17 protein-coding genes and 1 pseudogene are annotated in these 15,354 nt (G+C 64.4%); 14 read left to right on the top strand and 4 right to left on the bottom strand.

What is annotated here, in order from left to right:
- Positions 1–15 precede the first annotated feature (15 nt).
- The 3 genes from lpdA to X741_RS147675 all read left to right on the top strand — a co-directional run bounded on the left by lpdA (position 16) and on the right by X741_RS147675 (position 2,651).
- On the top strand, positions 16–1,422 hold the full coding sequence (gene lpdA, locus X741_RS147670) for a dihydrolipoyl dehydrogenase (protein ID WP_023778887.1): 1,407 nt from the start codon (positions 16–18) through the stop codon (positions 1,420–1,422).
- A gap of 24 nt (positions 1,423–1,446) precedes the next feature.
- Positions 1,447–1,785, top strand: coding sequence for a hypothetical protein (locus X741_RS1000000169920; RefSeq protein ID WP_023778886.1), 339 nt, complete (start codon positions 1,447–1,449; stop codon positions 1,783–1,785).
- Between the two features lie 389 nt (positions 1,786–2,174).
- Positions 2,175–2,651: a DUF2867 domain-containing protein gene (locus X741_RS147675; RefSeq protein ID WP_023778885.1), complete on the top strand. Its 477-nt coding sequence runs from the start codon at positions 2,175–2,177 to the stop codon at positions 2,649–2,651.
- A gap of 3 nt (positions 2,652–2,654) precedes the next feature.
- Here the strand turns inward: X741_RS147675 and X741_RS01000000166935 are convergent.
- Both X741_RS01000000166935 and X741_RS147680 read right to left on the bottom strand, forming a co-directional pair.
- Positions 2,655–3,730 (bottom strand): annotated as a pseudogene (locus tag X741_RS01000000166935) (TraB/GumN family protein).
- A 62-nt stretch (positions 3,731–3,792) separates the two neighbouring features.
- The gene (locus tag X741_RS147680) at positions 3,793–4,737 is read right to left on the bottom strand and encodes a tyrosine recombinase XerC (RefSeq protein ID WP_023778884.1); all 945 of its coding nucleotides are present in this window, start codon (positions 4,735–4,737) and stop codon (positions 3,793–3,795) included.
- A 235-nt stretch (positions 4,738–4,972) separates the two neighbouring features.
- Here X741_RS147680 and rimM point away from each other — a divergent pair, with 235 nt between their 5' ends.
- Together rimM and trmD are read left to right on the top strand one after the other, a co-directional pair.
- Positions 4,973–5,572: a ribosome maturation factor RimM gene (gene rimM / locus X741_RS147685; protein WP_023778883.1), complete on the top strand. Its 600-nt coding sequence runs from the start codon at positions 4,973–4,975 to the stop codon at positions 5,570–5,572.
- Positions 5,569–6,267: a tRNA (guanosine(37)-N1)-methyltransferase TrmD gene (gene trmD / locus X741_RS147690; protein WP_023778882.1), complete on the top strand. Its 699-nt coding sequence runs from the start codon at positions 5,569–5,571 to the stop codon at positions 6,265–6,267. Before rimM ends, trmD begins: the two co-directional genes overlap by 4 nt.
- Here the strand turns inward: trmD and X741_RS147695 are convergent.
- Positions 6,249–7,001 (bottom strand): sulfite exporter TauE/SafE family protein, encoded by a 753-nt coding sequence (locus X741_RS147695; RefSeq protein WP_013892266.1) that lies wholly within the window; start codon positions 6,999–7,001, stop codon positions 6,249–6,251. The genes trmD and X741_RS147695 overlap by 19 nt on opposite strands.
- Before the next feature lie 325 nt (positions 7,002–7,326).
- Here X741_RS147695 and rplS point away from each other — a divergent pair, with 325 nt between their 5' ends.
- From rplS to leuC, 8 genes are all read left to right on the top strand, one after another.
- Positions 7,327–7,878 carry a 50S ribosomal protein L19 gene (rplS, locus tag X741_RS147700; protein WP_013892267.1) on the top strand — a complete coding sequence of 184 codons (552 nt, stop codon included), beginning with the start codon at positions 7,327–7,329 and terminating at the stop codon, positions 7,876–7,878.
- A gap of 157 nt (positions 7,879–8,035) precedes the next feature.
- Entirely contained in the window at positions 8,036–8,449 is a 414-nt protein-coding gene (locus tag X741_RS147705; RefSeq protein WP_023778881.1) for an organic hydroperoxide resistance protein, read from the top strand.
- Positions 8,446–8,982, top strand: coding sequence for a MarR family winged helix-turn-helix transcriptional regulator (locus X741_RS147710; protein ID WP_023778880.1), 537 nt, complete (start codon positions 8,446–8,448; stop codon positions 8,980–8,982). The genes X741_RS147705 and X741_RS147710 overlap by 4 nt, the downstream gene beginning before the upstream one ends.
- A gap of 177 nt (positions 8,983–9,159) precedes the next feature.
- Entirely contained in the window at positions 9,160–9,957 is a 798-nt protein-coding gene (locus X741_RS147715) for a transporter substrate-binding domain-containing protein (RefSeq protein ID WP_023778879.1), read from the top strand.
- 228 nt (positions 9,958–10,185) lie between these two features.
- Positions 10,186–10,995, top strand: a complete 810-nt coding sequence (locus X741_RS147720; protein WP_023778878.1) for an amino acid ABC transporter permease — start codon at positions 10,186–10,188, stop codon at positions 10,993–10,995.
- 55 nt (positions 10,996–11,050) lie between these two features.
- Positions 11,051–11,686, top strand: a complete 636-nt coding sequence (locus tag X741_RS147725) for a class I SAM-dependent methyltransferase (RefSeq protein WP_013892272.1) — start codon at positions 11,051–11,053, stop codon at positions 11,684–11,686.
- A 138-nt stretch (positions 11,687–11,824) separates the two neighbouring features.
- Positions 11,825–12,121, top strand: coding sequence for a hypothetical protein (locus X741_RS1000000170455; RefSeq protein WP_198023982.1), 297 nt, complete (start codon positions 11,825–11,827; stop codon positions 12,119–12,121).
- An 82-nt stretch (positions 12,122–12,203) separates the two neighbouring features.
- The gene (gene leuC, locus X741_RS147730; RefSeq protein WP_023778877.1) at positions 12,204–13,613 is read left to right on the top strand and encodes a 3-isopropylmalate dehydratase large subunit; all 1,410 of its coding nucleotides are present in this window, start codon (positions 12,204–12,206) and stop codon (positions 13,611–13,613) included.
- A 39-nt stretch (positions 13,614–13,652) separates the two neighbouring features.
- Here leuC and X741_RS147735 read toward each other — a convergent pair whose 3' ends face one another.
- Entirely contained in the window at positions 13,653–13,970 is a 318-nt protein-coding gene (locus tag X741_RS147735) for a hypothetical protein (RefSeq protein ID WP_023765910.1), read from the bottom strand.
- Between the two features lie 145 nt (positions 13,971–14,115).
- Here X741_RS147735 and X741_RS147740 point away from each other — a divergent pair, with 145 nt between their 5' ends.
- Complete coding sequence (locus tag X741_RS147740) at positions 14,116–15,312, top strand: GGDEF domain-containing protein (protein WP_023778876.1); 1,197 nt, start codon at positions 14,116–14,118, stop codon at positions 15,310–15,312.
- Positions 15,313–15,354 lie beyond the last annotated feature (42 nt).

Raw genomic sequence — 15,354 nt, 5'->3', positions numbered from 1 at the left:
CAAAGGGAAATTAACATGGCTTATGACGTCGTTATCATCGGATCGGGACCGGGCGGCTATGTCTGCGCCATCAAGGCGGCACAGCTTGGGCTGAAGGTCGCGGTGGTCGAGAAGAACGCGACCTTCGGCGGCACCTGCCTCAACATCGGCTGCATCCCGTCCAAGGCGCTGCTCCATGCCTCCGAAATGTTCGCAGAGGCCGGCCATTCCTTCGATACGCTGGGCGTCGAGATACCGGCGCCGAAGCTCAACCTGAAGAAGATGATGGCGCACAAGGACACGACGGTCGCGTCCAACGTCAACGGCGTCGCCTTCCTGTTCAAGAAGAACAAGATCGATAGTTTCCGCGGCACCGGCAAGGTGGTCGCGGCCGGCAAGGTCTCGGTGACCGGCGAGGACGGCAAGGTCGAGGAGATCGAGACCACGAACATCGTCATCGCCACCGGTTCGGACGTCGCCGGCATTCCCGGCGTCAAGGTCGATTTCGACGAGAAGGTCATCGTGTCGTCGACCGGCGCGCTGTCGCTGGCGAAGGTTCCCGACCATCTGGTAGTGGTCGGCGGCGGCGTCATCGGGCTCGAACTCGGCTCGGTCTGGGCGCGGCTCGGCGCCAAGGTCACCGTGGTTGAGTTCCTCGACACCATCCTGGGCGGCATGGACGGCGAGATCTCCAAACAGTTCCAGCGCCTGCTCTCCAAGCAAGGCTTCGAGTTCAAGCTCGGCGCCAAGGTCACCGGCGTCGCCAAGGCAAAGAAGGGCGTCAGCGTCACCTTCGAGCCGGTCAAGGGCGGCGCTGCCGAGACGATCGATGCCGACGTGGTGCTGATCGCCACGGGCCGCCGCGCCTATTCCGACACGCTCGGCCTGAAGGAAGCGGGTGTCGAGGCCGACGAGCGCGGCCGGGTCAAGACCGACGGTCATCTCAGGACCAATGTGCCCGGCATCTACGCCATCGGCGACGTCATCGCCGGGCCGATGCTGGCGCACAAGGCCGAGGACGAGGGCGTGGCGGTGGCCGAGACCATTGCCGGGCAGGCCGGCCATGTGAACTACGACGTCATCCCGAGCGTCGTCTACACCAGCCCGGAAATCGCCTCGGTCGGCAAGACCGAGGAAGAGCTGAAGAAGGCCGGCATCGACTACAAGGCCGGCAAATTCCCGTTCACCGCCAATGGCCGGGCGCGTGCGATGCTGCATACCGACGGCTTCGTCAAGATCCTTGCCGACAAGACGAGCGACCGCGTGCTCGGCGTTCATATCGTCGGCTTCGGCGCCGGTGAGATGATCCACGAGGCGGCGGTGCTGATGGAGTTCGGCGGCTCGTCGGAAGACCTCGCTCGCACCTGCCACGCGCATCCGACGATGTCGGAAGCGGTCAAGGAAGCGGCGCTGGCCACGTTCTTCAAGCCGATCCACATTTAAAGGCGACCAACGCGCGGGAGTAGCTTGGCGTCAAAGTCTCCAACGGCCCAAAAACAGAACGGCCCGCCTTTCGGCGGGCCGTTTGTATTCGATTTCGAGCCGATTACTGAGCCGGTGCTGGCGCAGGGGCGGGCGCTGGAGCCGGCGCGGGTGCCGGGGCTGGTGCTGGTGCTGGTGCTGGTGCCGGAGCGGGCGCAGGCGCTGGTGCTGGTGCCGGAGCGGGCGCAGGCGCTGGTTCGGCTGGCTTCATCGGTTCAGCCGGCGCGGGCGCCGGGGCCGGTGTGCTGGCCGCTGGCGATTCGGCGGGTGCCGGGTGTTCGCCACTTCTTCCGAAAACATAATAAGCGACAATCGCCAGGATAACCACGACCAGCGCAATCAGCCAGGGACTGCCACCGCTGCCGCCACTCGGCCTGGGAGTGTCGTTTGATGGATTCGCCATAAAAGTGTCCTCCGTGGATGAAAATGATCAATCAACAGCCATCAACGCGCAACCGTTGAATGGGTTTCACGCTAGCGGAGCAAACCGCCGGAAACGCGGCGCCTGTGAACCTCCGCTGCCGTCCGACTCAATTGACGGCGGTGACAGTATAGCCGGCTTTGCGGAAATCCTCGACCAGTCGCTCAGGACTGGAAGATGGCGCCTCCCGCCAGCTTGATTTCGAGCACTGGTGCCTCGCCGGACGGCGGCGTTTCGCCACGCAGCGAGCCAAGCCAACGGATGCTATCGTTGGTTGTTAGGGATTGCCGGCATGACGATCACTGCACAGACTTTTCCCGATCCCGAAGGCGCTCTTGCCGGCGCTCAGTTCGCCGACCGATACGTGCTGACAACCGATGGTCTTGCCCTGACCGCCATTGGCGCGGCCGAACGCGTCCTGGGGCGGACACCGCGATGGGTCGGCCGGCTTACGCGGCTACGCAACCTCGCCGCGAGGCCATTTGGGCTGAAAACGGGGGCAGCACCCGACGCACCGCCGGAAACCAGGATCGGCATATTTCCGCTCATCAGCCAGGCACATGGCAGGGTCGTCCTTGGCCTGGACGACCGGCATCTGGATTTCCGCATCCTGGTGGAGGTGAACGACCTCGGCGCGGGCCGGCAGGAGGTGGCGGCGTCGACGATCGTGAAGACGCACAATCTGTTTGGGCGGACGTATCTCGCCATCATCATGCCGTTCCACCGCATGATCGTTCCGGCGATGCTGGCTCAGGTCTTGATCAAATAGGGCTTAAAGCCCCACGGCAGTGACGGTATAGCCAGCTTTGCGGAAATCCTCGACCAGTCCCTGCGGACCGGGGAGATGCAGGGCGCCGACCGCCATGAAGGCATTGCCCTTGGCGAGGATCGGGCCGGCGTGATCGACCATCACCTTGTTGCGGCTGGTGATCATGGTTTCCTCGAAGGCGGCATAGCCTGAGGCGTCGTTCTGCTCTTCCGGCATGGCGGCGCGGAACAGCGGCCAGAACATGCCGGTGTCGCCACGCTGGTAGAGCACGATCATGGTTTCGTTGATGTCGTTGACCTTGTCGCCCAGCTTCAGCGTGTCGACCAGGCCTTTCATGTGAAAGGCGAGCGGCAAGGAAGCCATGGCGCGCAATTGGCTCTCGGCCGTTTCCAATCCCTCCACCGGCTTGCCGGCAGCCTTGGCGCTTTCGGCCAGCTTGACGTCGAGCACCGGCGCGCCGCCGGACTGGCGGGCGAGCTCGCAAGCCGGAAGCGCCATCATGGCCGACAGCATCCACGGCTTCATCTTGGCGACGGTGGCCGGCGGGATGCCGCGTGCGTCGAGTGCGGCGTTCATGGCGGCCGCTTCGTCCGGCTTCAGCAGGGACGACAGCGTCGTGGAGTCCGTGAACATCATCAGNTCAGGTCCGGCTCCTTCAGCATCGCCGTCATCATCTTCTGCTTGTCGAGCACGTCGGTGGTTTCGATGATGATGGTGCCGGCGGCGTCAAAAGCCTTCTGCGCGGCCGTCGGCAGCGTGGTGACGCGCGGATCGGTCATGTGCATGGTGCCGAACAGGAAGGATGGTTGTTCGCCCGGTTTCTCGAGCTTCCACAGCAGGCCCTTGCCGTTCGGCGTGGCTGCGGCTTCGGCCTCGATCTTCTGGTAGGCGGCCGGGTCGGTCTTCTGCAAGGCCGATACCATGTCGGCGCCGGTGCAAGTCGGGATCTCGGCATGCGCCCTGCCAGCCGCGAACAGCAGGACGGCGAGGAACGACAGGAAAAACAGGATGTTGAGCGCGACGAGCAGTTTCAGCGAGACGTGCGCTGCGCGGTCGGCGATGGCAATGACGCGTTTCATGACACCGTTGGTAAGCGCAAAAAGCGGCAAAACGGTTAACTGGCACTGCAAAATTGAAGGGTTCACGCCCTAGGGTGCGCCGATTCGTAAATTTCCAGCAGCCTCGTCGTGTCGACGCCGGTGTAGATCTGCGTCGTCGACAGGCTGGCGTGGCCGAGCAGTTCCTGGATGGTGCGCAAATCGCCGCCGCGGCCGAGCAGGTGCGTGGCGAAGGAATGGCGCAGCGCGTGCGGCGTCGCGGTGTCCGGCAGGTTGAGCGCCGAGCGCAGCTTGGCCATGTCGCGCTGGATGATGGCCGGGTTGAGCGGGCCGCCGCGCGCACCGCGAAACAACAGCTCCTTCGGGTCGAGGTGATAGGGGCAGAGCCGGCGGTATTCGGCGATTGCCCTGAGCGCCACCGGCAGCACCGGCACCAGCCGTGTCTTGCCGCCCTTGCCGGTAACACGCAGCACGGTGTCGGCTTCCGACGCGAGGTCGGCACCGGCGAGGCCAAGTGCTTCGGAAATGCGCAGGCCGGAGCCATAGAGCAGCGTCAGCACGGCGGCGTTGCGGGCGGCGATCCAAGGTTCTTCGGCAAGTTGGCCTTCCACCGACACCACATGTTTGGCATCGCTTGCCGTCAGCGGCTTGGGCAGGGATTTGGGCTGGCGGGGCGCGCGCAAGGCTGCCGCCCCGGCGGCGTTGGCGAGGCCACGCCGTTCGAGGAACCGCAGCAGCGAGCGAATGCCGGCGAGACCACGGCCGAGCGTGCGGGCGCCGGCGCCGGCATTGCGGCGGGCGGCGAGAAAGCCGCGCAGGTCGGCCGGGCGCAGATTGGCAATGTCGGAAATGCCGGGCGATCCGCCGCAATGGCCGGTGAGGAAATGCAGGAACTGGCGGGGGNGGGTGTCGCGCTCATAGGCTTCCACCGTCTCGGGTGACAGCCGACGTTCTCGCGCGAGCATCTTCAGCCAGCCTTCGCGTGCTGCCTGCAGATCGGGTTTTGCCGGGATGAGGAATTCCTGCATGGTGTCGTTCCGGTTCGCTGCCATTTTCGGGCACCCGGGTTAGGAAGCGGTGAAGAGGCCGTCATTGAAATCGCAGCCCTGTGGGGCTAGGAGACAGTCGATCGGTGGCAAATCCAAACCTTGGTGATTGGCTCCTGAACCGCCTTGCGTACTGGTCACCGTAACGGAATGGATCCTCGGGTCTGCGCAGTCGCTTCGCGCCTGCTCCGCCCGTGGATGACGAAAGTAAAGCGCCATGAGCAAGCCGCAAAACCCCGTCCAGATGGCCGTGATCGGCGCCGCCCATGGCATCAAGGGCGAACTCAGGGTGAAGACCTTCACCGGCGAGCCGATGGCGCTGGCCGACTATGGGCCGCTCTATTCCCGGGACGGCCGTGCCTTCCAGATCATCGACATCCGACCCGCCAACACGGTCGTCGTGGTGCGTTTCAAGGGTGTCACCGACCGCAATACCGCCGAGGCGCTTGCGGGCACCGAACTGTTCGTCGACCGTTCGATGCTGCCCGACGACGGCGAGGAGGACGAATTCTACCATGCCGACCTGATCGGGTTGGAGGTCCGCGACGATACGGGTGCGGCGCTCGGCAAGGTGGTCGCGGTGCACAATTTCGGCGGCGGCGACATTCTCGATGTGACGCTGGGCGGGCGCAAGGGCGTGCTGATCCCGTTCACGCAGGCCGCCGTGCCGCAGGTGTCGATCGCCGAGGGTTTTGTCCGCATCGACCCGGCTGCGGCCGGGCTTGTCGAGGACGAGGATGGCGAGGCGCCGCGTGAAGAGGATTTCGACCCGAAGGGCCGGCCGCGCGGGCCGCGCGATGCCGGGGGCAACCGGTGACGTTCAAGGCCTCGGTACTGACGCTTTATCCCGAGATGTTCCCGGGCGCGCTCGGCCTGTCGCTGGCCGGGCGGGCGCTCGAGGCCGGCACCTGGTCGCTGGAAGCAATCCAGATCCGCGACTTCGCCACCGACAGGCACCGCACCGTCGACGACACGCCGGCCGGCGGCGGCGCCGGCATGGTGATGCGCGCCGATGTCCTGGCCAGGGCGATCGACCACGCCTCTCCTGAAAGCGATTTGCGTCCGCGCCTGCTGATGAGCCCACGCGGAAAGCCGTTGACGCAGGCGCGCGTGCGCGAATTCGCCGCCGGGCCGGGAGCCGTCATCCTTTGCGGCCGCTTCGAGGGCGTCGACCAGCGAGTGATCGACGCGCGGGAATTGGAGGAAGTCTCGATCGGCGATTTCATCCTCTCAGGCGGCGAGCCTGCAGCACTTGTGCTGCTCGACGCGGTGGTGCGGCTGTTGCCCGGGGTCATGGGCAATGCGGTGTCGGGCGAAGAAGAGAGTTTTGAAAACGGCCTGCTCGAACACCCGCATTACACGCGGCCGCAGGAATTCGAGGGTCGGGAGATCCCCGAAGTGCTGATTTCGGGCAATCACAAGAAGATCGCCGCCTGGCGGCGGGCGGAGTCCCAGAAACTGACGAAAGAACGCCGGCCGGATCTGTTCGGCGATCAGCCTTTGCTGAAATAGTAGAAGGCTAGGAACAGGCCGACCGCGATGACGAAGCCGCGCACCACGTTCTGCGGCACGCGCTTGGCGATCCACACGCCGGCATAGCCGCCGAGCGCACCGCCGGGGATCATGACGATCGCCTGCGGCCAGGCGACGACGCCGCCCGAGACGAAGACGACGATGGCGACCGCGGCGATGACCACGGCCAGCATGTTCTTCAGCGCGTTCAGCCGGTGGTAGTCGCCGGCCTGTGTCAGGCCGAGCGTCGCCAGCATCATCACGCCCATGCCGGCGCCGAAGAAGCCGCCATAAATGGCGGTGGCGAACTGCGCCAGCGAACCGGCAAGTGAGCCGACGGCCGCCTCATGCCCTGGTTTCGGTGCCGGCTTCAGCCAAGGCCCGGCGGCGAAAAGCGCCGTCGCCGCCAGCAGCAGCCACGGCACCATGGCGCGGAAGGACGGGTTGGACAGCGCCAGGAGGATGAAGGCGCCGGCCAGTGCGCCGGCCGCCGAGATCAGGCATAGCAGCAGGGCGCCGCGCCAGAAATGCTTGATGTCGGTCCAATAGGCGAGCGTCGAAGTGATGTAGCCCGGAAATTGCGTGACCGAGGAGGTCGCGTTGGCGACGATCGGCGGCACGCCGACCAATGTCATGGCGCCGAAGGTGATGAAGGTGCCGCCGCCGGCGACCGCGTTGGCGGCGCCTGACAGGAAGCCCGCCAGGAAAAGCAGGGTGGCGTCGAGAACAGACATGGAATGCCGCCGTGGAAACTGTGTTATGTCAGGCTTAGAAAGCCCCGGTGACCAGCGCAACCCGGCACGAACGGTATTACAATGGGGCCATGCCGGCAAAAAAGTCTCTGGCGCGGGCGTGACAAAGTGCTGAAATAGCTGTATGTGCGCGCCGAACCGGAAGAAAAATCTGCCGGACCCGTCAACAATGACGGTGTAGTCGCCCCTGTCCGATGTCTGAAGATGAATGTCTTCTCGACAAAGGGCATAGCCGAGCGGTCATTGGAACTGCAAGGCGAGTGTCGGACGCTCTGACTGTCGGAAGAACAAGAAGTGGATTATTGAGATGGATCTCATCCGTCAGCTCGAGGCCGAACAGGCCGCCAAGATCGAAGCCAAGCGCAAGCTTCCCGAGTTCCAGCCCGGCGACACCGTACGCGTCCAGGTCCGCGTGACCGAAGGCACCCGCACCCGCGTCCAGGCTTATGAGGGCGTCGTCATCGCCCGCGCAGGTTCCGGCTTCCAGGAAAATTTCACCGTCCGCAAGATCTCCTACGGCGAAGGCGTCGAGCGCGTGTTCCCGGTCTACTCGCCGATGGTCGAAGGCGTCGAGATCGTGCGTCGCGGCAAGGTGCGTCGCGCCAAGCTCTATTACCTGCGCGACCGTCGCGGCAAGTCGGCCCGTATTTCGGAAAACACCGGCGTGCGCGCCCGCAAGCTCAACGATGAAGAGCGCGATGCGCTGAACGCCGAGAAGGCCCGCATCGAGGCCGAGAAGGTCGCCGCCGCCCAGGCGCTGGCCGCCGAGACGGCTGCCAAGGAAGCCGCCGAGAAGAAGGCAGCCGCCGAGGCCGAAGCAGCAGCCAAGGCCGCCGCGGAAGCGACCCCGGCCGAATAAGGGTTTCGGAAAGTACATTCGAAAAGGCGGCTTCGGCCGCCTTTTTTCGTTTCACCAGACCGTGAACGCTTTCGGCCCCGGAAATCGGACGCGGGGCGTTGACGGCATATTATCTTGTGTACTAAACAATAGCGCACAAGATAATTGGAGATTTGATATGGCACTCTATACGACACAGGCTCACGTCACCGGCGGCCGCGCCGGCCATGGCGAGACCAGCGACGGCCTTCTCAAGGTCGATCTGGCAATGCCCAAGGAGCTCGGCGGGCCGGGTGGCGCCACCAATCCCGAACAGCTTTTCGCCGTCGGCTACGCCGCCTGTTTCGAAAGCGCCGTCCGCTTCATCGCGCGCAAGCAGAAGCTGCCGCTCGAGGATGCCGCGATAACCTCTACCGTCAGCCTTCTTCCCAATGGCGAGGGCTTCAAGCTCGGCGTCGCGCTCGCGGTGGAGACGAAAGGCCTTGATCAGGCGGCGGCGGAAGCGCTTGTATCGGAGGCGCATAATGTTTGCCCCTATTCGAATGCCATCAAGGGCAACATCGACGTAGCGCTTTCGGTAAAGGCGGCATGACGGGAAAGACCACAAGGAGCGCGAGCGACGTCCCGGCGGAGGCAGTCGGGACGTTTCCCGTGCCGCGGCTCGACCAGCAGCTCTGCTTCGCGCTCTATTCGGCGAGCGGGCTGATGACCAAGGTCTATCGGCCGCTGCTCGAGCCGCTCGGTCTGACCTATCCGCAATATCTGGTGATGCTGGCGCTGTGGGAGCGCACGCCAAGCACGGTTGGCGAGCTGGGCGTGGCTCTGGGCCTGGATTCCGCCACGCTGACGCCGCTGATCAAGCGGATGGAAGCTGGCGGTCTCGTCACTCGCCGGCGCGATGCCGCCGACGAGCGCCGCGTGCTGGTGGAACCGACGGCCAAGGGCCAGGCGTTGCGCGCGCGCATGAAGGACGTGTCCGCTGCATTGGCTTGCGCCGTGCCGCTGGAGCCGGGCGACTTGAAAGCCTTGCACGCGACACTCACCCGCCTCGTTTCAAGCATGCGCAGCGCCATCGCCGATGACCGGCCGGCGGACGCGGAAGCGTTGACCCCTGACTCGGTGTAACCGATCACCCCGAAATTCCCGGCCCGAAATTCATCGATTGAGGGCATCGGAATCCCTTTTCGCCTGCACTGACGCAGCGGACCGTCTTGCGTGGCGCTTGCGGCAAGCTAAAGTCGGCGCGGATTTTCCTGCAAGCCCGGCCGACGTCCGGGCGCTTTCAATTTTCGGGAGTGTGTCATGACCAAATCGAAACTGCTGCTGGCCGGCCTGCTTGCCCTCATCCTGACACCCGTTGCCGCCTTCGCGCAGGCGCTGCCCGATCTCGGCGGCAAGAAGGTAGTGGTGGTGACCGAGAACGCCTATCCGCCGCTGCAATTCATCGATGCCAAGACCGGCAAGCAGATCGGCTGGGAGTATGACGCGATGGACGAAATCGCCAAGCGGCTCAATTTCAAGGTCGAGTACCAGAACACCTCCTGGGACGCGATGATCCAGGCGGTTTCCGACAACCAGTACAGCATCGGCATGACCGGCATCACCATCAAGGACGACCGCAAGGCGAAGGTCGATTTCTCCGACCCCTACATGCGCTCGGAACAGTTCATGCTGGTGCGTGGCGATGAAAGCCGCTTCACCGATGCCAAGACCTTCGGCGCCTTCAAGGACGGGCTGATCGGCGCGCAGGCCGGCACCACGCCCTTCTACACCGCCGTCTACAGCGTGCTCGATGGCAACGAGCAGAACCCGCGCATCAAACTGTTCGAGACCTTCGGCGCCACGGTGCAGGCGTTGAAGTCCGGCGACGTCGACGTGGTGCTGACCGACGGCACCGCAGGCAAGGGCTATGTCGATGCTTCCGAGGGCAAGCTGAAGCTGATCGGCGGCCCGCTCGGCACCGAGGATTTCGGCTTCATCTTCCCGAAGGGGTCCGACCTGGTGAAGCCGGTCAACGCAGCGATCGCGGCGCTGAAGGCGGATGGGACCTTCGATGCGCTCAACAAGAAGTGGTTTCTTGACTACAAGATGGGGCAGTGATTTCCCGCTGACTTTGCGCTTGAACGCCCCCCTCTGCCCTGCCGGGCATCTCCCCCTCAAGGGGGGAGATCGGATGTCTTTTCCGATTTCGCTAATCAGCAATGTTGTAAGAAGAGTACCGCCGACGAGGCTGCCAATCTCCCCCCTTGAGGGGGAGATGTCCGGCAGGACAGAGGGGGGCGCCTTGGCACCTGACCTTCGCGATATCTGCCTTGTCAGCATTGCCTGATGGCACCTCTGTCCTCCTCCAAACCCGACTTCCCCTGGTGGCTTGCGGTTGCCGCCGTCCTGGCCCTGGCGGCCGCCTTGTTCATCGCCACCAGCAACCTTTATGCCCAGGTCTTCGCCACGGTCGCCAAGGGCATCGGCGTCACCGTCTTCGTCACCGTTGTCGCCTTTGCGCTGGCGTCGGCCATTGGTCTCGGCATTGCGCTGATGGGATTGTCGGGCTCGCGCTGGCTGCGCCAGATCGCCCGCTTCTACGTCGAAATCATCCGCGGGGTGCCGATCCTGGTGCTTTTGTTCTGGATCGCCTTCGCCGGCGCGCCGGCCTTCGTCGCGGCCTGGAACGCGCTGACCGCGCCGCTGCAGAATGCCGGCCTGTTCGGCGAGCTTCTGGTGCGCGACGTGTCGCTTTTGTGGCGCGCAGTCATGGCGCTGACCATCGGCTACTCGGCTTTTATCTCGGAGGTTTTCCGCGCCGGTATCCAGGCTGTCGAAAAAGGCCAGATCGAGGCGGCGAAGGCGCTCGGGCTGAGCCGCGCGCAACGCTTCCGGCTGATCGTGTTCCCGCAGGCAATCCGCACCATCCTGCCGCCGCTGGGCAATGATTTCGTCGCCCTGGTCAAGGATTCCTCACTGGTCTCGGTGCTCGGCGTCGCCGATATCACCCAGATGGGCAAGGTCTATGCCGCCGGCTCCTTTCGCTTCTTCGAGACCTATTCGATAACAGCCTACATCTATCTCATCCTGACCGTCGGCCTGTCGCTGGCGCTCAGGGCGCTGGAGCGGCGGCTGCGTCGCCAGCACGAGGAATAGTTTTTGGACAAGGACGGCGTTACGATCATCCCGACATATCTGGTTGGGAGGTTTCATGATCGTCGACAAGGCCAATGCCGCGCTGGATTCCGTCTACGGCGCCGACACGCCGGAAGCGCTTGAAGAGGCCTACGCCGCATGGGCCGCGACCTATGACAGCGAAACCGCCTCGCTCGGTTATTTGCTCCCGTTCCTGATCACCGCCTGGGTGGCGCGGCATGTGCCAGCGGGTGAAGGCCCGCTGCTCGACGCCGGCTGCGGCACCGGCTTGTCGGGGCCGTCGTTGAAGGCGCTGGGCTACGGCGACATTGCCGGGCTCGATCTCTCGGACGACATGCTGAAGATCGCCGGCAGCCGCAACGCCTATGGCGAGCTGAAGCAGGCGATGCTTGGCGGGCCGTTGCCATGGCCGGACGGGTATTTCCGCGCCTTCTTCTCGACCGGCGTCTTCACCATCAGCCACGCGCCGGCCTCGGGCCTGCACGAGCTGGTGCGTATCACCAGAAAGGGCGGCCACGCCATCTTCACCGTGCGCGACCAGGTGTTCGAAAACGGCGGTTTTCAGGCGGCGTTCGATGAGCTGGAGCGGACAAGGAAATGGCGGCCGGTCGAGCAAAGCCCGTGGTTTCGCTGTTACGCGATCGCTGAGCCGGATGCGCTGGTGAAGACGTTTGTGTTCGAGGTGCTGTGAGCTGCGAGTTCTTCCTTCCCCCCTTGTGGGGGAAGGTGGCCTCGCGAAGCGAGGTCGGATGAGGGGTGTTCCAGCNCCTTCCCCCCTTGTGGGGGAAGGTGGCCTCGCGAAGCGAGGTCGGATGAGGGGTGTTCCAGCTTGGCAAAGACGGAGATCCTTCGCGCACCCCTCAACCGTCTCGGCGCTGCGCGCCGATCCACCGCCCGGGGCGAGTCACGGGCCTCGCCCGCCCTTCGGGCCCCACAAGGGGAGAAGGGAAAGCCGCGCCGCGCCACGCCGCAATTGCCGAAAAGCCAAAACATTGATATGAGCCACGCCATGGAAGAGCTTTTTGGCGATCCGGCCTACAAAGGGTTCGTGCTGCAGGACAGAAAACGCCTGCCGTCGCGCTTTTCCGCGCGCGTCAGCGGCGCGCTGACCAGCCGACTTAGCTAGGCCGACCTGCCCAGGTCGTTGCGCCGGACCCGACCTGCCGGCATCTGCTCCTTTCCATTCTCATATCGACGGATTTACGCACATGAGCGCACCGCGCACCCTCTACGACAAGATATTCGACGACCATGTCGTCGACCGCCAGGACGACGGCACCTGCCTGCTCTACATCGATCGCCACCTAGTCCACGAAGTGACGAGCCCGCAGGCCTTCGAAGGCCTGCGCCTGAGCGGCCGAAAGGTCCGTCATCCGGAAAAGACGCTGGCCGTGGTCGATCACAATGTCTCGACCTCGCCCGAGCGCAAGTTCGGCATCAAGAACGAGGAAAGCCGCATCCAGGTCGAGGCGCTGGCCAAGAACGCCAGGGATTTCGGCGTCGAATATTATTCCGAGAACGATATCCGCCAGGGCATCGTTCACATCATCGGTCCCGAGCAGGGCTTTACCTTGCCCGGCATGACCATCGTCTGCGGTGACAGCCACACCTCGACGCACGGTGCTTTTGGCGCATTGGCGCACGGCATCGGCACCTCCGAGGTCGAGCATGTGCTGGCGACGCAGACGCTGATCCAGCGCAAGGCCAAGAACATGCTGGTGCGTGTCGACGGCGTGCTGCCGGAAGGCGTCACCGCCAAGGACATCATCCTGGCCATCATCGGCGAGATCGGCACCGCCGGCGGCACCGGCTATGTCATCGAATATGCCGGCGAGGCGATCCGCTCGCTGTCGATGGAAGGCCGCATGACGATCTGCAACATGTCGATCGAAGGCGGCGCGCGCGCCGGCCTGATCGCCGCCGACGAGACGACCTTCGCCTATGTCAAGGACAAGCCCCGCGCGCCGAAGGGCGCGGCCTGGGATGCGGCACTCGGATACTGGAAGACGCTGCAGTCCGACGAAGGCGCGCATTTCGACAAGGTGATCGTGCTCGACGCGGCCAAGCTGCCGCCGATCGTCTCCTGGGGTTCGTCGCCCGAGGATGTCGTCTCGGTGCAAGGTATCGTGCCGAACCCGGCCGACATCACCGATGAGAACAAGCGCACCTCCAAGCAGCGCGCGCTCGACTATATGGGCCTGACGCCGGGGACGAAGATCACCGACATCGCGCTCGACCGCGTCTTCATCGGCTCCTGCACCAATGGCCGTATCGAGGATCTGCGCGCCGTCGCCAAGGTGGTCGAAGGCAAAACGGTCAGTGCGCATGTCGATGCGATGATCGTGCCGGGCTCCGGCCTGGTCAAGGAACAGGCGGAAGCCGAGGGTCTCGACAAGATCTTCCTCGCCGCCGGCTTCGACTGGCGCGAGCCGGGCTGCTCGATGTGCCTGGCCATGAACGACGACCGGCTGAAGCCGCATGAGCGCTGCGCCTCGACCTCGAACCGCAATTTCGAGGGCCGGCAGGGCTTCAAGGGCCGCACCCACCTAGTCTCGCCGGCGATGGCGGCGGCGGCGGCGATCGCCGGCCACTTCGTCGACATCCGCGACTGGAAATAATCCCAACTTCAACAGAACCCGAGCCAAATGGGCTCGGGTTCAAGGCTTTCCGTCGCGGCGGACGAGCTCGTGGAACTCCTCCCGGCGTCCCGGCTGGTCGGCAGCGACCACAAGCGCCAACTGCTGCTCTTCGAAGAGCCTGAACCATTCGTCCCATTCGACGAGTTCATAGCCTCCGGCATTGATCGGCCGTTCCGGCTGGTCTTGATCCTGGTAGGCATGCTGGCCAAAGACCAGCCTCAACATGGGCTGTGTTCCCGCTTCGGGCGATATGTCGACGATCGCGGGAAAACCGGCTCGTCCGGCAGCCCACGAGCGGATTGCTTCGTGGTCGGTCAGTGTAATCATGTCGGCCATGGGCTGCTCCCGATTGTGACCTCAGAACGCTGGCCGCGGGTTGGGGTTCCCTGACAATATGTCGAGACATGGCTCGGCTTAACCGCTTGTTTGGGCTTGCGCTCTAAGCTCTTCCCCGACGTCAGCGAGGGGAAGTCACCGTCTTTTGGACACCGGTCTGTTGATAGCGCTGCTCAATCCGACGATCGCGCTAGCCCTCGGCGCGGCGTTCCTCGTGCTATGGGCCTATCAGCGCCATCGTCCCTATCTGGCGGTGCTGGCGCTCAGTTACTGCGTCTCGGCGCCGGGCTTTCTGTTCCAGTATTTCACCTTGCCCATCGGCATGGCGCTGACCAAGCTGGTGTCCAACATCTGCTTCGCCATTGCCGGCTGCTGCCTGTCCAGCGCCATTGTCGCCCGCTACGGCCGCAAGGTGCCTTATGTCGGGATCGGAGTTCTGGCGCTTGGCGGGCTGGTGTCCTTCTGTTGGTTCCTGTTCGTGGCGCCGGATCTCACCTGGCGTATCCTGGCGATGAATTTCGCCTTCGGAGGCATCAGTCTGCTGGTCGCCGCCGAACTCAGGCCGGTGCGCAACCACGGCCCGACGGAAAAAATCCTGTTCGTGTTGTCGCTGCTGTCAGGCCTCAATTTCTTCGTCCGCACCCTCGTCGTGGTCATCGCGCACGGCCCGTTTGCCAGCTATGACGGGTTCTATGGTTCGTCCTACTGGACGACCGCGCTGCTGTCGCACGCGCTTTTGTCGCTGCTGATCGCGCTCTGCCTGTTCACCGCCGCCGCACTCGACGTGATGAAGGCGCTGAAGACCGAGACGTTTACCGATCCGCTGTCGGGCCTGCTCAACCGCCGCGGTTTCGAGGAGCGCGCCGCGATGCTGCTGGAGACTTGCGCCAGGGCAAAATTCCCGGTGGCCCTGGTGCTGGCCGATCTCGACCACTTCAAGGCGCTCAACGATGTGCATGGCCATGCGGCGGGCGACCGCGTGATCGCCGACTTCGCCGCCAAGCTTCGGGCGGCGGCCGGGACGAGGGGTGCCGCGGGGCGTATCGGCGGCGAGGAATTCGCCGTGCTCCTGCCGCTCAGCGATCTCGCGTCGGCGCGATTGTTCGCCGAGGCCGTGCGCACGCTTTATTCGGCCGGCAGCGTCGACGGGCTTCCTCCGGGCACCAAGGTCACCGCCAGTTTCGGCGTGGCGGCGCGCAGCGGCGGCGAGGCGCTGGAGCCCCTGATGCGCCGCGCGGACGAGGCGCTCTACAAGGCCAAGAAGAACGGCCGCGACAGTGTGCGCCTGTCCTACGAGCGACCGGAAGCGGTGTTCGTGGCGGAGCCGCTCAAGGTGAGCTGATCACGCGCGCCCGGCCTCGCGTTAACGTCTTTTTCGCCCGTC

The sequence above is a fragment of the Mesorhizobium sp. LNHC221B00 genome (assembly GCF_000502935.1).
Lineage (GTDB): Bacteria > Pseudomonadota > Alphaproteobacteria > Rhizobiales > Rhizobiaceae > Mesorhizobium > Mesorhizobium opportunistum.
This window is presented reverse-complemented; position numbering and strand designations above follow the sequence as displayed.